The organism is Polaribacter sp. Hel1_33_96, from assembly GCF_002846595.1.
In the GTDB taxonomy this organism is placed as follows: Bacteria; Bacteroidota; Bacteroidia; order Flavobacteriales; family Flavobacteriaceae; genus Polaribacter.
In genome coordinates, this window is sequence record NZ_PJMV01000001.1 from 1,907,500 (window position 1) to 1,922,231 (window position 14,732).

Sequence of the window (14,732 nt, forward strand, 5' to 3'; positions counted from 1 at the left end):
TGATGGATTCGAATTAAAATTGTAAAAATGGCCTCAATGAGACTTATAAATAAATGATTGTTAGAAGCAGATTCAAAACCTACTTCTAACATCAATCTTTGTTATTCTTCTAATCTAACGTCTAAGCCTAAACCTTTCAGTTCATGCATTAAAACATTGAAAGATTCAGGTAAACCTGGTTCTGGCATTGTTTCACCTTTTACGATTGCTTCATACGTTTTAGCTCTCCCCATAACATCATCAGATTTTACAGTTAAAATTTCTCTTAAGATACTTGATGCACCATATGCTTCAAGTGCCCAAACTTCCATCTCTCCGAAACGCTGACCTCCAAATTGTGCTTTACCACCTAATGGCTGTTGAGTTATTAATGAATAAGGTCCTATTGAACGTGCATGCATTTTATCCTCAATCATGTGTCCTAACTTAATCATATAAATGATACCAACTGTTGCCGGTTGATCGAAACGTTTTCCAGTTCCTCCATCATATAAATAAGTATGTCCAAATCTTGGAACATCTGCCTCATCCGTAATCTCATTGATTTGATCTAAAGATGCTCCATCAAAAATTGGTGTTGCATATTTAGTTCCTAATTTTTGACCTGCCCAACCAAGAACAGTTTCATAAATCTGACCAATATTCATACGAGAAGGTACACCTAACGGATTTAAAACGATATCTACTGGAGTTCCGTCCTCTAAGAAAGGCATATCTTCTGCTCTAACAATACGCGCAATAATACCCTTATTACCATGACGCCCTGCCATCTTATCACCTACTTTTAACTTACGTTTTTTAGCGATATAAATCTTAGCAAGCTTTAAAATACCTGCTGGCAATTCATCACCCACAGAAATTGTAAACTTTTGACGACGTAAAGAACCTTGTAAATCATTTACTTTAATTTTGTAGTTGTGAACTAACTCACCTACTAAAGCATTTAATTCTTTATCTGTTGTCCAAGAGCCTGTTAAATGAAGATAATCATCTACAGAATTTAACATTTTAAGAGTGTATTTTTTACCTTTTGGTAAAACTTCTTCTCCTAAATCGTTGTAAACTCCTTGTGATGTTTTTCCACTAATTAAAGTGAATAATTTTTCAATTAACTCGTCTTTTAAACTTTCAAATTTAGAAACAAAAGAAGATTCTAAAGTAGCCACAGCTTCTTTATCTCTTAATCTCTTATTTTTATCTTTTACGGCTCTTTTAAATAATTTTTTATCAATTACTACACCTCTTAATGATGGTGAAGCTTTTAATGAGGCATCTTTTACATCCCCTGCTTTATCGCCAAAAATAGCACGTAATAATTTTTCTTCTGGAGTTGGATCAGATTCTCCTTTTGGTGTAATCTTACCTATTAAGATATCGCCAGGATTTACTTCTGCTCCAATTCTAATCATTCCATTTTCATCCAAATCTTTTGTAGCTTCTTCAGAAACGTTAGGAATATCATTAGTTAACTCTTCAGTTCCTAATTTTGTATCTCTAACATCCAAAGAATACTCATCAATATGTATAGATGTAAATATATCTTCACGAACAACTTTTTCAGAAATTACAATTGCATCCTCAAAATTATACCCTTTCCAAGGCATAAAGGCTACTTTCATATTTACTCCTAAAGCTAATTCCCCTTTTTGTGTAGCATAACCTTCACAAAGAACTTCACCTTCTGAAACTCTATCACCTTTTTCTACAATAGGCTTTAGGTTAATCGAAGTTCCTTGATTCGTTTTCCTGAATTTAATTAAGTTGTAAGAAACTTCGTCAGAGTCAAAACTTACTAGTCTTTCTTCATCTGTTCTATCATACTTAATCGTAATTCTGTTTGCATCAACATATTCAACAACTCCTGCTCTTTCAGCATTAATTAAAATACGTGAATCTTTAGCAACTCTGCGCTCTAGTCCTGTACCAACAATTGGTGCTTGAGGACGCAATAACGGAACTGCTTGACGCATCATGTTAGACCCCATCAGTGCACGGTTTGCATCATCATGTTCCAAGAACGGAATTAACGATGCAGAAATAGATGCAATCTGATTTGGAGCAACATCCATATAATTTATATCACCTGGATTTACAACCGGAAAATCTCCTTCTTCACGAGCAATAACTCGATCTAAAACGATCGTTCCATCTTCTTTTAAATCTAAATTCGATTGGGCAATTTTCATACCTTCTTCTTCTTCAGCACTTAAATAGATTGGTTCTTCTCCTTTTACTGATCCATTCTCAACTTTTCTATATGGAGTTTCAATGAATCCTAAATTATTCACTTTTGCAAAAACAGCAAGTGAAGAAATTAAACCAATATTCGGTCCCTCAGGAGTTTCAATTGGACATAAACGACCATAGTGTGTATAATGAACATCACGCACCTCAAAACCTGCTCGCTCTCTTGATAAACCTCCAGGTCCAAGTGCAGACAATCTACGCTTGTGCGTAATCTCTGCCAATGGATTTGTTTGGTCCATAAATTGAGATAACTGGTTCGTACCAAAGAATGAGTTAATTACTGAGGATAATGTTTTTGCATTAATCAAATCGATAGGTGTAAACACCTCGTTATCACGCACATTCATACGCTCACGAATAGTTCTAGCCATACGAGCTAAACCAACTCCAAATTGACCTGCTAACTGCTCTCCAACAGTTCTTACACGTCTGTTAGATAAGTGATCAATATCATCAACTTCTGCTTTGGAGTTGATCAATTCAATTAGATACTTAATAATCGTAATAATATCTAATTTCGTTAAAACCTTTTGATCTATTGGCTCATTTAACTGAAGTTTCGTGTTCATTCTAAAACGACCAACTTCACCTAAATTATATCGTTGTTCAGAAAAGAATAATTTATCTATAATACCTCTTGCAGTCTCCTCATCTGGCGGTTCTGCGTTACGTAATTGTCTGTAAATATGCTCTACTGCTTCTTTTTCTGAATTTGTAGGATCTTTTTGTAATGTATTGTGAATAATAGCGTAGTCTGCCATATCGTTGTCTTCTTTATGAAGTAAAACGGTTTTAGCACCAGCTTCTATTATTTCATCAATATGTTCTTTTTCTAAAATTGTATCACGATCAAAAATGATTTCATTTCTTTCGATAGACACAACTTCTCCAGTATCTTCATCTACAAAATCTTCATGCCAAGTTTTTAAAACTCTAGCAGCTAATTTGCGACCTAATACTTTTTTTAATCCAGCTTTAGAAACTTTGATTTCCTCTGCAAGGTCAAAAATCTCTAAAATATCTTTATCTCTTTCAAAACCTATGGCTCTGAATAATGTTGTTACTGGTAATTTTTTCTTTCTATCAATATAAGCATACATTACTTGATTGATATCGGTAGCAAATTCTATCCAAGATCCTTTAAAAGGTATTACCCTTGCTGAATATAATTTTGTACCGTTCGCATGGAAAGATTGCCCAAAGAATACACCAGGAGACCTGTGTAATTGAGAAACTACCACACGCTCTGCACCATTAATTACAAAGGTACCAGAATTTGTCATGTACGGAATTGTACCGAGGTACACATCCTGAACAATAGTTTCGAAATCTTCATGTTCCGGATCTGTACAATATAATTTTAGACGCGCTTTTAAAGGCACACTGTGTGTAAGTCCTCTTTCAATACATTCTTGGATTGAATATCTTGGCGGATCTACAAAGTAGTCTAAAAATTCTAATACAAATTGGTTTCTTGTATCTGTAATTGGAAAGTTATCCATGAAGGTTTTGTACAAACCTTCTTCACCTCTTTCTTCTGCCTTAGTTTGAAGTTGGAAAAAATCTTGGAAAGATTTTACCTGAATATCCAAGAAATCTGGATATTCTTTAATCATTTGAGAAGTAGCGAAATTGATTCTTTCAGTTGTGTTTTTCGTTGCCAAAAGAGAGTATTTTTTTGATTAAAATCTAAATTAAAATAAAAAACGAATATATACACAAAATGGTTTAGGCCTAAAAACCATTGTTTTTAGTACCTAAACCTAAATTTGTTTTCCCGTTTCGAAAATCTCGAAATCGGGAGTATAAGCTTACTTAAGCTCTACCTCAGCTCCAGCTTCTTCTAAAGATTTCTTAAGACCTTCAGCCTCATCTTTAGTTACACCTTCTTTTACTGCTGCTGGAGCACTATCTACGATACCTTTAGCTTCTTTCAAGCCTAAACCAGTTAATTCCTTAACTAATTTTACTACTGCTAATTTAGAACCACCTGCTGCTGTTAAGATAACATTAAATTCAGTTTGCTCTTCTTCAGCTTCACCTGCTGCTGCTGGACCTGCTACTGCTACTGCTGCTGCTGCTGGCTCAATACCATACTCATCTTTTAAGATAGTAGCTAATTCATTAACCTCTTTTACTGATAAGTTAACTAATTGCTCTGCGAAATCTTTTAAATCTGCCATTTTAATTGTTTTAAAAATTTTGTTTATTATAGTTTATTTGTGCGCGTAATTATTTTTCAGATAATGTCTTAATAAGACCTGAAAGTGTTTGACCACCTGATTGTAATGCTGAAATAACATTTTTAGCTGGTGATTGTAATAATCCAATGATGTCTCCAATTAATTCTTCTCTAGATTTAATATCTACTAAAGCATCTAATTGATCATCACCAATATAAACAGATTCTTCTGCAAATGCACCCTTTAAAATAGGTCTATCTTTAGTTTTCTTTCTGAATTCTTTGATTAATTTTGCTGGAGCATTTGCTGCTTCAGAAATCATCATTGATGTATTACCTTTTAATACTGATGGTAAATCCCCAAATTCCTTATCTGAAGCTTCCATTGCTTTTGCAAGTAATGTATTTTTAACGACTGATAATTGAACATTTGCCTTAAAACAAGCTCTACGTAAATTAGAGGTTGCTTGTGCATCTAACCCCGATATATCTGCTAGATATAACGTATTTGTGTCTGCTAATACTGCTGTTAAATCCTGTATTACTTGTGATTTCTCTTCTCTCGTCATGATTATAAGTTTTAACGTATTAAACAGCTTTCACCTCAACCGCGATACTAGGACTCATAGTACTAGACATAAAAACGCTTTTTACATACGTTCCTTTTGCTGTTGTTGGTTTCAATTTAATAATTGTTTGTATTAACTCGTTTGCATTTTCCTCAATTTTCTTAGCATCAAAAGATACTTTTCCAATTGCTGCATGTACAATACCAGTTTTATCAACTTTAAAGTCTATTTTACCAGCTTTAACATCTTGAACAGCTTTTGCTACATCCATCGTTACTGTACCTGTCTTAGGATTTGGCATTAAACCTCTTGGACCTAATACTCTTCCTAAAGGGCCTAATTTACCCATTACACTTGGCATCGTAATGATAACGTCCACATCTGTCCATCCTCCTTTTATCTTTTGAAGGTATTCATCTAATCCAACATAATCTGCACCTGCTGCTGTAGCCTCTGCTTCCTTATCTGGAGTTACCAATGCTAATACTTTTACATCTTTACCAGTTCCATGAGGTAATGTTACAACTCCACGAACCATTTGATTTGCTTTACGAGGATCTACTCCTAATCGTATCGCTAAATCTACTGATGCATCAAACTTTACATTCGTAATGTCTTTGACTAGCGCTGAAGCTGCTGCTAAATCATAAGATTTAGAGCTATCTACCTTTGCGTAAGCTTCTTTTTGCTTTTTTGTTAATTTTGCCATTTTACTACTTTTTATAAAGCTTATGCTGGTGCATCACCTTTTACTGTTAATCCCATAGAACGTGCTGTACCTGCAATCATACGCATTGCTGAAGAAGCTTCAAAGGCATTTAAATCTACCATTTTGTCTTCTGCAATTACTCTAATCTGATCCCAAGTAACCGATGCTACTTTCTTTCTGTTTGGTTCTCCTGAACCCTTTTTAATTTTGGCCGCTTCTAGTAACTGAACTGCTGCAGGTGGAGTCTTTACAAGAAAATCAAATGATTTATCTTTGAAAACAGTAATAACAACAGGTAATACTTTACCTTGTTTGTCTTGCGTTCTTGCATTAAACTGTTTACAAAACTCCATTATGTTAACACCAGCAGCTCCTAAAGCGGGTCCAACCGGCGGCGATGGATTCGCTGCGCCTCCCCTTACTTGTAACTTAACTACTTTACTAACTTCTTTTGCCATTTTAAAAATGTTTAATGATTTGCTTTAATTTGGAAGCTAAAAACAAATCGGAATAAATATATATACTTGTGTAACAATTATATCTTTTCTACTTGCATATAACTTAATTCTAATGGTGTTTTTCTTCCAAAGATTTTTACCATTACTTCAAGTTTACGCTTTTCTTCATTTACTTTCTCTATAGTTCCATCAAATCCATTAAAAGGACCATCCACAACTTTTACTGTTTCTCCGATATTAAAAGGAATTGCAATATTTTCATCTTGAACAGAAAGCTCATCAACTTTGCCTAACATTCTATTTACTTCAGATTTTCTCATTGGAACAGGTTCACCACCTTTTGTTTCTCCCAAGAAACCAATAACTCCAGTAATTCCTTTTATTACGTGTGGAACTTCTCCTGAAAGATTCGCTTCAACCATAATATAACCCGGAAAGTAAACTCTTTCTCTGTTAACTTTTTTTCCGTTTCGAATCTGAACAACCTTTTCAGTTGGCACAATTACTTGGCTTACATAGTCTGATAAACCGACTCTGGATATTTCTGTTTCTATGTATGCTTTTACTTTATTTTCTTGTCCCCCAATGGCTCTTACAACATACCATTTCATTACTGAATCAGCTGCCATAATTAATTAGATTTAAACATTCCAAAAAAGTTATCTAATCCGGTTTGAAAAACATAATCTATACCCGCGACTGCTAATGCGAATACAATTGTAAAAACAGCTACAGTTACCGTTGTTTTTTGAGCATCCTCTTTAGATATCCACGTCATGTGGTTATTTAATTCGTCAAAAGAATCTTTGATATATTGTATAAACTTCATTTTACTTTTATGTTTTATTGCACGGGCGGAGAGATTCGAACTCCCGACAGCTGGTTTTGGAGACCAGTGCTCTACCGCTGAACTACGCCCGTTTCTTATTCATTGATAAAGGCGTCCCGTTAAAAACGGAACACCCTTATTATTTATTGATTAATAAACTAACAATAATATTAGTCTAATAATTCAGTTACCTGACCAGCTCCAACTGTTCTACCACCTTCACGAATCGCAAAACGTAAACCAACATTTAATGCAATTGCTTGGATTAAATCTACAGTAATTGTTAAGTTATCTCCTGGCATTACCATTTCAACTCCTGAAGGTAAATTAATAGTACCTGTTACATCGGTTGTTCTTACATAGAACTGTGGACGATAGTTGTTATGGAATGGAGTATGACGTCCACCTTCTTCTTTCTTAAGAACATAAACCTCCGCTTTAAACTTAGCATGTGGCGTTACAGAACCTGGCTTACAGATTACCATACCTCTTTTAATATCTTCTTTTGCAATACCTCTTAACAAAATACCTGCATTATCTCCTGCCTCACCTCTATCCAAGATTTGACGGAACATTTCAATACCAGTAATAGTAGAAGTCATCTTCTCAGCTCCCATACCGATGATATCTACAACATCACCTGTGTTCGCAATACCAGTTTCGATACGACCTGTAGCAACAGTTCCACGACCAGTAATAGAGAATACATCTTCAACTGGCATTAAGAAATCTTTATCAATTTCTCTTAAAGGCTCTTCGATCCAAGTATCAACAGCTTCCATTAATTCCAATACAGAATCAACCCATTTTTGCTCACCATTCAATGCACCTAATGCAGATCCAGCGATTACAGGTCCGTTGTCACCATCGTACTCGTAAAAAGAAAGTAATTCTCTTACTTCCATATCTACCAATTCGATTAATTCTTCATCATCAACCATATCCACTTTATTCATGAATACAACCATACGAGGAATACCAACCTGACGTCCTAATAAGATGTGCTCACGAGTTTGTGGCATTGGACCATCTGTAGCAGCAACAACTAATATTGCACCGTCCATTTGAGCAGCACCAGTAACCATATTCTTCACATAATCCGCGTGACCTGGACAGTCAACGTGTGCATAGTGACGATTTGCTGTTTGATACTCTACATGAGATGTGTTGATTGTAATACCTCTTTCTTTTTCTTCTGGAGCATTATCAATCTGATCAAAAGATCTAGCCTCAGAGAATCCTGCATCAGCTAATACCTTAGTGATAGCCGCAGTTAATGTAGTCTTACCGTGATCTACGTGTCCGATTGTACCAATGTTTAAGTGTGGCTTCGAACGGTCAAAATTTGCTTTTGCCATGATTATTAATTTTAATTCTTAGTTTAATTATATTTAGTACCTAATAATACATATTAAATGAGCCAATGATGGGATTTGAACCCATGACCTCATCCCTACCAAGGATGCGCTCTACCAACTGAGCTACACCGGCTTTGTTGGATTTAATTCGAGCGAAAGACCGGGTTCGAACCGGCGACATTCAGCTTGGAAGGCTGACGCTCTACCAACTGAGCTACTTTCGCAATATGTAAATTTGTGGGGAGAGCAGGATTCGAACCTGCGAAGACGTAGTCAACGGAGTTACAGTCCGTCCTCGTTGGCCGCTTGAGTATCTCCCCTTTAAATTTACTATTTTAATGAACTTTATTTTTACTACTATGAGCCGATGGAGGGACTCGAACCCACGACCTGCTGATTACAAATCAGCTGCTCTAGCCAGCTGAGCTACATCGGCTTTTTGTTGTAAAAAAACAACCCGCTATTTCTAACGGATTGCAAATGTATAAAGTTTTTTTATATTCTAAAACTTTTTGTAATTATTTTTTCTTTTTTTTTCTGTTTTAAGAAATCAAAGAATCTCTGTGTTTTTCTTTAGACCGTTTTAATTGTCTTTTCAAATTATCAACAGCAGCATTGACGCCTTCTTCAAAGGTTTTTGTTTCTCTTTTTACTATTAATTCGTTCCCTGGAATATTTATTTTCACTTCTGTTATCTTATTTTCTTTATCACTTTTATTTTGAACTTTTAAAAAAACTTCTGCATCTACTATCTTATCATGGAATTTTACCAACGATTCTACCTTCTTTTGCACAAACTTAATTAATTCACTGTCTGCATTAAAGTTAACTGATTGTGTGAATACTTTCATAAATCATTCTTTTTTATTGCCCCTAGGGTGAGCTTGGTTATAAACTTTTTTTATTTCGTCTAAACTATTATGAGTGTAGACTTGAGTTGAAGCTAAAGAGGAATGCCCTAACAATTCTTTAACCGAATTTAAATCTGCACCTTCGTTTAATAAATGAGTAGCAAAAGAATGCCTAAGAATATGAGGGCTTTTTTTTACTTTAGAAGACACTTTACTAAAGTATGAATTTATAACTCTGTAGACAAGAGTTTCATAAATTTTATTTCCTTTCTTTGTAATAAAAAGAAATTCTAATTCCTTAGAAATATCTTTTTTTAATTCTAAATATTTTCTTAGTGTTTCTATAACGGATTGCAAAAGAGGCACAAAACGTTCCTTGTTTCTTTTCCCTAAAACTTTAATAACCCCGTCAGAAAAGTTAATATCTTTTTCTTTTATATGGATTAGTTCTGCCCTTCTTATTCCTGTGGAATAAAATAACTCTACAATTAATTTATTTCTTACCGCTGTAAAATCATGTTCTTCATCAATGGCATTTATTACTAAATTGATTTCCTTTGAAGAAAAAGGAACTTGTACTTTTTTCGCAACTTTTAAAGCTCTGTGCTTAGCTAACGGATTAACTTCTAGCTGTTTCGTTTTCTGTAGAAATCTATAAAATGATTTTAAAGAGCTTACCTTTCTGTTAATAGTTCTATTTGATATTTTATCATCAACCAAGAAAACAATCCAACTCCTTACTTGGTTGTAATGGACTGCTAATAATTCTTCTTGATGATATTCTGAAACTAAAAAATCTCTAAAAGAAATTAAATCATTTTTGTAAGCAGTTACAGTATGTTTAGAATACTTTTTTTCTAGCAATACGTAATCTAAAAATGAATCTATCAATTTTACGTTTTTAAATTGATAGTAAAGCTACAAAAAATAGCACAAAAAAAATCTCGTATTGAAAAATCAATACGAGATTTGTTTTCTTTAAAATAAGTTACTTCTAACCTACTTCTTCTTGCGTTCTTAAACGCTGAACGTAAGAGGCTTTAATTCTTTGAGCTCTATTCGCTACAGATGGCTTCGTAAAGTTTTTTCTGTTACGCAAGTTCTTCATTGTCTTGGTTCTATCGAATTTTCTCTTATAGCGTTTTAAAGCTCTATCGATATTCTCTCCTTCTTTTATTGGTATAATTAACATATGTTGGCACCTCCCTTCATCGTATCTTTATATTTTATATAGTTTTTTTTATAAAAAAACTATTATTTTATTTTTTGGACTGCAAATGTAATTACAAATTATGAATTGACAATTAGTAAACGTCAATTATTTTATAAGTAGTCATTCGTAATAACGATTGCAATGAGATACTTTTTTTATATTTTTACTAAAAAAAGGGCAATGTGTATTGAGGCCTTAAAAAATCTACTTGAAAAAATATTTAAAAAAACCAAAGCCAGATAGTTCTACTTGTTTCTCAGTAATTATCTTTTCACCGATTCAAAAAATTATTTTTTTAAAAAAAACTTCGAAATCTATGTAACTGGCTTATATTCTTTCTTATCAATAATCATTTTCGCAATAATCTCTTTTAAGATTTCTGAGGTTCCTCCTCCTATTGGTCCTAACCTACTATCTCTTAATAAACGTGCCATTGGATAATCTTCCATATACCCATAACCTCCTAGTAATTGAAGGGCATCATAGATTACTTCATCCGCCATTTTTGTAGATAGCAACTTCGACATACTTGCCTCTTTTACAACATATTGCCCGTTATTTAAACGTTTTGCAATTGAATAATTATACTCTCTACACATGTCGACTTTACTTGCCATTTCTGCAATTTTGTGTCTTAAAACCTGAAATTTGTCTAAGGATTTACCAAAAGCGATTCTTTCTTGCATGTACTTTATAGCATAATCGACAGCAAATTCTGCTCTTGCATGTGCATTTACACCCATTATTAAACGCTCTAAAGCAAAGTGCTGCATTATATAAGGAAAACCTTTCCCTTCTTCTCCCATTAAATTTTCTACAGGAATCTCTACATTATCAAAAGCAATTTCTCCAGTGTCTGATGCATGCCAACCTAATTTATTTAACTTGGTAGCAGAGATACCCTTCGTATTTCTATCCACAACAAAAATGCTAATTCCTTTGTATTTATCTGAAGGATCTGTTTTCGCTGCAACAATTAAATAATCTGAATACACACCATTTGTAATAAACGTTTTTGATCCGTTTAGTATATATTTATCCCCTTGCTTGATTACCGAAGAACGCATGCCCGCAACATCAGAACCCCCAAAAGGCTCGGTGATACACAAACAACCAATCATATCTCCTTCAACACTGGGTACTAAATACTTTTTTTTAATAAAATCGTCACCCTCTTTATTAAGGTGGGTCATAGCCAAATATTCGTGTGCCCAAATTGCTGCGGCAAATCCACCAGAATTTATTTTCTGTAATTCTTCTAAAAAGATTACGGTGTAAAAAAGATCTAGATCCATTCCTCCATACTCCTCAGGAGTTGACAAACCAAAATAACCCATTTCACCAAATTTCTTCCAAATGAAACGCTCTATAGAACCATTTTTTTCCCATTTATCTATATGAGGAACCACTTCTTTTTGTAGAAAATCTTTAAAGCTTACACGAAAAGCTTCGTGTTCTTCAGTAAAATACATACTGTTCATTTAGTCAATGTTTGAGTTGTTTATTTAGCCATCAAATATAAGACTATTCTATCATACTTATCCAAAGGAAAATCTTTGATATTTTTTAATTCTGAAATGTCTTGAAGCTCTGCAACTTCATCTCTATAACTAAATATTTTTTTACATAACTCGAAATCTACGTAGGGATTTCTCAGCAATTCCTTGAAAGTGACCGCATTTACATTTACTTTTTTGATAATTGGCTTTTCTATAATTTTGAAAATTGACACGACTTTCGCCGCAACCTCTTTATCTAAACCCCAAACTTCATCAATTTGACTTTCAAAAGAAAATCCTTGTAATTTAGAACGATACTTAATAATACGCTCTGAAAACACCGATCCAATTCCGCTAATAGTTTTAAAATCTTCGGCTGTTGCTTTGTTTATATCTATAGTTGATAAAACTTTCTTTATATCAGAATTTTTTACTTCGTCTGAAATGAAACTACCGTTCGAGCTTTGACGTCCTCCTTTTAAAACCCAATTAGGAAATTTGAAATATGGTGAAATTTTATTTAATAAAGAATCAGAGACTTCAGTTACTTGTTGAAATTCTTTTTCTGAGTTGATAAATTTATTTGTTTTTCTAAACGCCAGCAATCTATCGATCTGTTGCAAAGACATTCCCAATTTAGCTCCTTTATAATCTGTTATATAATTCGGATTAAAAGGATAAATTTTAGGTTTTCTCTTTTCAATTTCAATAGCTTTTAAACTATCTATTTGAATTTGAAAAGCTAGTAATTCTGGTTGATTTATATCCGTAATTTCATCTGAAGAAAAAGCATCCACATAAATAAACAGTTGAAGCAGCAATATTAACAATACCAAAAGAAAAATCCCATTTCTTTGGTTTTTGTTATACCAGAAATGGGATTTAAATATCTTCATAAAAAATTTATGCTTTGCTCGCTTTTATAGCATCCATATACCTTACTAATTCTACTTTTACTTTTGGAGCAAGAATAATTAGACCTATCATGTTTGGAACCATCATTGCAAAAACCATTGCATCTGAGAATCCAATAACAGAACCTAAACTTGCTGCGGCACCAATTACCACGAATATACAGAAAATTACTTTATATGTGTATTCCATTTTTTTAGATCTACCAAATAGGTACACCCAACCTTGAAAACCATAATAAGACCAAGAAATCATAGAACTAAAAGCGAATAAGACCACGGCAACTGTTAACACGTAAGGAAACCAAGATATTGCAGATTCAAATGCACCAGAAGTTAATAAAATTGCTTGCACATCATTTAATGAAGCGTTTTCAGCATTCACATTACCTGTAATAATCAATACCAACGCTGTCATTGTACAGACTACAACCGTATCTATAAAAGGCTCTAATAAAGCAACCATACCTTCACTCGCCGCATATTTTGTTTTTACAGCTGAATGCGCTATCGATGCAGAACCAATACCTGCTTCATTTGAAAAAGCTGCTCTTCTAAATCCTTGAACTAGAACTCCAACTGCACCACCAGCAATTCCTTCCGGACTAAACGCCCCATTAAATATTTGAGAGAACGCATCCCCTATCATATCATAATTTGCGAAAATCACAAAAAGTGAGGCTGCTACATAAATTGCCACCATAAAAGGAACAATTTTGTCAGTTACTTTTGCTATTTTTTTTATTCCTCCAATAATAACAATACCCACTAGAACAGCCATTATTAGACCAAACAACCATCCTTTACCATGCAAAAATGATACACCTCCAGCCGGAGTTGTGATATTCTCAACTAATTGAAAGGCTTGATTTACTTGAAACATGTTTCCACCTCCAAAAGAACCACCAATTACGAAGATTGCAAATAAAGCCGCTAATATTTTTCCTAATGTTTTATTTTTCAATCCTTTTGTTAAATAGTACATTGGACCACCATAAACAGTTCCATCAGAATCAATATCTCTATATTTTACACCTAAAGTACATTCTACAAACTTTGAAGCCATACCTAAAAAACCAGCAACAATCATCCAAAAAGTAGCACCTGCACCACCAATGGACACGGTAATTGCAACACCCGCAATATTACCTAAACCTACAGTGGCAGATAATGCTGCCGTTAATGCTTGAAAGTGAGAAACCTCACCCACATGACCTTCAATTCTTATGGTATCTGGATTATCTTCTTCGTCTGTAAATTTAGATTTTTCTATTTCTACGTTATGATCTTCTCTTCCTTCTAAATCATCATGTTTCCCTCTAACAATATTAATGGAAGTTATAAAACCTTTAAAATTGATAAAATTAAAATAAAATGTAAAATAAGTAGCTCCTAAAATTAAAGGGAACAAAACCCAATATATACTAACTGTATCCGTAAAGGGAATTTGATAAAAAATAATATCTACAAACCATCCTGTTGCATTTCCAAAGGCTTCATCAATCTTTTGATCTAATCCCTTTTCTTGTGAGAATGTTAAAAAAGGTGTTGCTAGAAATAACAACGAAAGAAGTTTTTTATTCATAATATATTTTGATTAGTTTTTATTTATTTAGGCGCAATATCTTAAAAAAATGCTCTTTCAACAACTTTTGAGCGTTAAAAGTATTTTATAACAAGGTTTCTTTGAATTTTTCTAAAACTTCTTTAAATGACTTTGGATAAAATTATTACTCTTTATTCGTTTTGAATAAATCAAAACCATTTTCCACAAGTACCATTTCAATTTCTTTTAAACAAAGCACTGAAATTGATTTAATCAAGTTTTTGATATAAATGAAAGCCTTCTGAAACTTATTATATAATTTCAAAAAAACCTTAACTTTTCATTACATGAAATATAAAA

The 14,732-nt window shown here is 33.5% G+C and carries 14 protein-coding genes and 5 tRNA genes; all 19 read right to left on the bottom strand.

What is annotated here, in order from left to right; genetic code table 11:
* Positions 1-101 precede the first annotated feature (101 nt).
* Complete coding sequence (gene rpoB / locus ATE90_RS08330) at positions 102-3,911, bottom strand: DNA-directed RNA polymerase subunit beta (RefSeq protein WP_091953434.1); 3,810 nt, start codon at positions 3,909-3,911, stop codon at positions 102-104.
* A gap of 147 nt (positions 3,912-4,058) precedes the next feature.
* Positions 4,059-4,430, bottom strand: a complete 372-nt coding sequence (rplL, locus tag ATE90_RS08335; protein ID WP_101451237.1) for a 50S ribosomal protein L7/L12 — start codon at positions 4,428-4,430, stop codon at positions 4,059-4,061.
* 49 nt (positions 4,431-4,479) lie between these two features.
* Positions 4,480-4,998, bottom strand: a complete 519-nt coding sequence (gene rplJ / locus ATE90_RS08340; protein ID WP_036785190.1) for a 50S ribosomal protein L10 — start codon at positions 4,996-4,998, stop codon at positions 4,480-4,482.
* Between the two features lie 19 nt (positions 4,999-5,017).
* Positions 5,018-5,707 (bottom strand): 50S ribosomal protein L1, encoded by a 690-nt coding sequence (gene rplA, locus ATE90_RS08345; protein WP_036785187.1) that lies wholly within the window; start codon positions 5,705-5,707, stop codon positions 5,018-5,020.
* Positions 5,708-5,727: 20 nt separating this feature from the next.
* Positions 5,728-6,165 (bottom strand): 50S ribosomal protein L11, encoded by a 438-nt coding sequence (rplK, locus tag ATE90_RS08350; protein WP_036785185.1) that lies wholly within the window; start codon positions 6,163-6,165, stop codon positions 5,728-5,730.
* Positions 6,166-6,242: 77 nt separating this feature from the next.
* Positions 6,243-6,794, bottom strand: a complete 552-nt coding sequence (gene nusG, locus ATE90_RS08355) for a transcription termination/antitermination protein NusG (RefSeq protein ID WP_036785183.1) — start codon at positions 6,792-6,794, stop codon at positions 6,243-6,245.
* Between the two features lie 2 nt (positions 6,795-6,796).
* Entirely contained in the window at positions 6,797-6,994 is a 198-nt protein-coding gene (gene secE / locus ATE90_RS08360) for a preprotein translocase subunit SecE (protein ID WP_036788111.1), read from the bottom strand.
* A 20-nt stretch (positions 6,995-7,014) separates the two neighbouring features.
* A tRNA-Trp gene (locus tag ATE90_RS08365) sits at positions 7,015-7,086 on the bottom strand.
* Between the two features lie 78 nt (positions 7,087-7,164).
* Positions 7,165-8,352 (bottom strand): elongation factor Tu, encoded by a 1,188-nt coding sequence (gene tuf / locus ATE90_RS08370; protein ID WP_036785181.1) that lies wholly within the window; start codon positions 8,350-8,352, stop codon positions 7,165-7,167.
* A 60-nt stretch (positions 8,353-8,412) separates the two neighbouring features.
* Positions 8,413-8,485: transfer RNA gene (locus tag ATE90_RS08375), tRNA-Thr, on the bottom strand.
* Between the two features lie 18 nt (positions 8,486-8,503).
* Positions 8,504-8,576 (bottom strand) — tRNA-Gly (locus ATE90_RS08380).
* 14 nt (positions 8,577-8,590) lie between these two features.
* Positions 8,591-8,672: transfer RNA gene (locus ATE90_RS08385), tRNA-Tyr, on the bottom strand.
* A gap of 42 nt (positions 8,673-8,714) precedes the next feature.
* Positions 8,715-8,788 (bottom strand) — tRNA-Thr (locus tag ATE90_RS08390).
* Between the two features lie 106 nt (positions 8,789-8,894).
* Positions 8,895-9,203, bottom strand: coding sequence for a ribosome hibernation-promoting factor, HPF/YfiA family (gene hpf / locus ATE90_RS08395; RefSeq protein WP_036785180.1), 309 nt, complete (start codon positions 9,201-9,203; stop codon positions 8,895-8,897).
* Positions 9,204-9,206: 3 nt separating this feature from the next.
* The gene (locus ATE90_RS08400; RefSeq protein ID WP_036785176.1) at positions 9,207-10,094 is read right to left on the bottom strand and encodes a tyrosine-type recombinase/integrase; all 888 of its coding nucleotides are present in this window, start codon (positions 10,092-10,094) and stop codon (positions 9,207-9,209) included.
* 103 nt (positions 10,095-10,197) lie between these two features.
* Positions 10,198-10,395 (bottom strand): 30S ribosomal protein S21, encoded by a 198-nt coding sequence (rpsU, locus tag ATE90_RS08405; protein WP_036785174.1) that lies wholly within the window; start codon positions 10,393-10,395, stop codon positions 10,198-10,200.
* Positions 10,396-10,730: 335 nt separating this feature from the next.
* Entirely contained in the window at positions 10,731-11,897 is a 1,167-nt protein-coding gene (locus tag ATE90_RS08410) for an acyl-CoA dehydrogenase family protein (RefSeq protein ID WP_101451239.1), read from the bottom strand.
* Positions 11,898-11,917: 20 nt separating this feature from the next.
* Positions 11,918-12,811 (bottom strand): helix-hairpin-helix domain-containing protein, encoded by an 894-nt coding sequence (locus tag ATE90_RS08415; RefSeq protein WP_036785172.1) that lies wholly within the window; start codon positions 12,809-12,811, stop codon positions 11,918-11,920.
* Between the two features lie 7 nt (positions 12,812-12,818).
* Positions 12,819-14,411 (bottom strand): alanine/glycine:cation symporter family protein, encoded by a 1,593-nt coding sequence (locus ATE90_RS08420; protein ID WP_101451241.1) that lies wholly within the window; start codon positions 14,409-14,411, stop codon positions 12,819-12,821.
* Positions 14,412-14,732: the final 321 nt, after the last annotated feature.

Excerpts from the sequence above, each read along its gene's own strand:
- rplA (WP_036785187.1), bottom strand. The coding sequence starts at position 5,707 with ATGGCAAAATTAACAAAAAAGCAAAAAGAAGCTTACGCAAAGGTAGAT.
- ATE90_RS08420 (WP_101451241.1), bottom strand. The coding sequence starts at position 14,411 with ATGAATAAAAAACTTCTTTCGTTGTTATTTCTAGCAACACCTTTTTTA.
- nusG (WP_036785183.1), bottom strand. The coding sequence starts at position 6,794 with ATGGCAGCTGATTCAGTAATGAAATGGTATGTTGTAAGAGCCATTGGG.
- rplK (WP_036785185.1), bottom strand. The coding sequence starts at position 6,165 with ATGGCAAAAGAAGTTAGTAAAGTAGTTAAGTTACAAGTAAGGGGAGGC.
- secE (WP_036788111.1), bottom strand. The coding sequence starts at position 6,994 with ATGAAGTTTATACAATATATCAAAGATTCTTTTGACGAATTAAATAAC.
- ATE90_RS08415 (WP_036785172.1), bottom strand. The coding sequence starts at position 12,811 with ATGAAGATATTTAAATCCCATTTCTGGTATAACAAAAACCAAAGAAAT.
- rplL (WP_101451237.1), bottom strand. The coding sequence starts at position 4,430 with ATGGCAGATTTAAAAGATTTCGCAGAGCAATTAGTTAACTTATCAGTA.
- rpsU (WP_036785174.1), bottom strand. The coding sequence starts at position 10,395 with ATGTTAATTATACCAATAAAAGAAGGAGAGAATATCGATAGAGCTTTA.
- ATE90_RS08410 (WP_101451239.1), bottom strand. The coding sequence starts at position 11,897 with ATGAACAGTATGTATTTTACTGAAGAACACGAAGCTTTTCGTGTAAGC.
- hpf (WP_036785180.1), bottom strand. The coding sequence starts at position 9,203 with ATGAAAGTATTCACACAATCAGTTAACTTTAATGCAGACAGTGAATTA.
- tuf (WP_036785181.1), bottom strand. The coding sequence starts at position 8,352 with ATGGCAAAAGCAAATTTTGACCGTTCGAAGCCACACTTAAACATTGGT.
- rplJ (WP_036785190.1), bottom strand. The coding sequence starts at position 4,998 with ATGACGAGAGAAGAGAAATCACAAGTAATACAGGATTTAACAGCAGTA.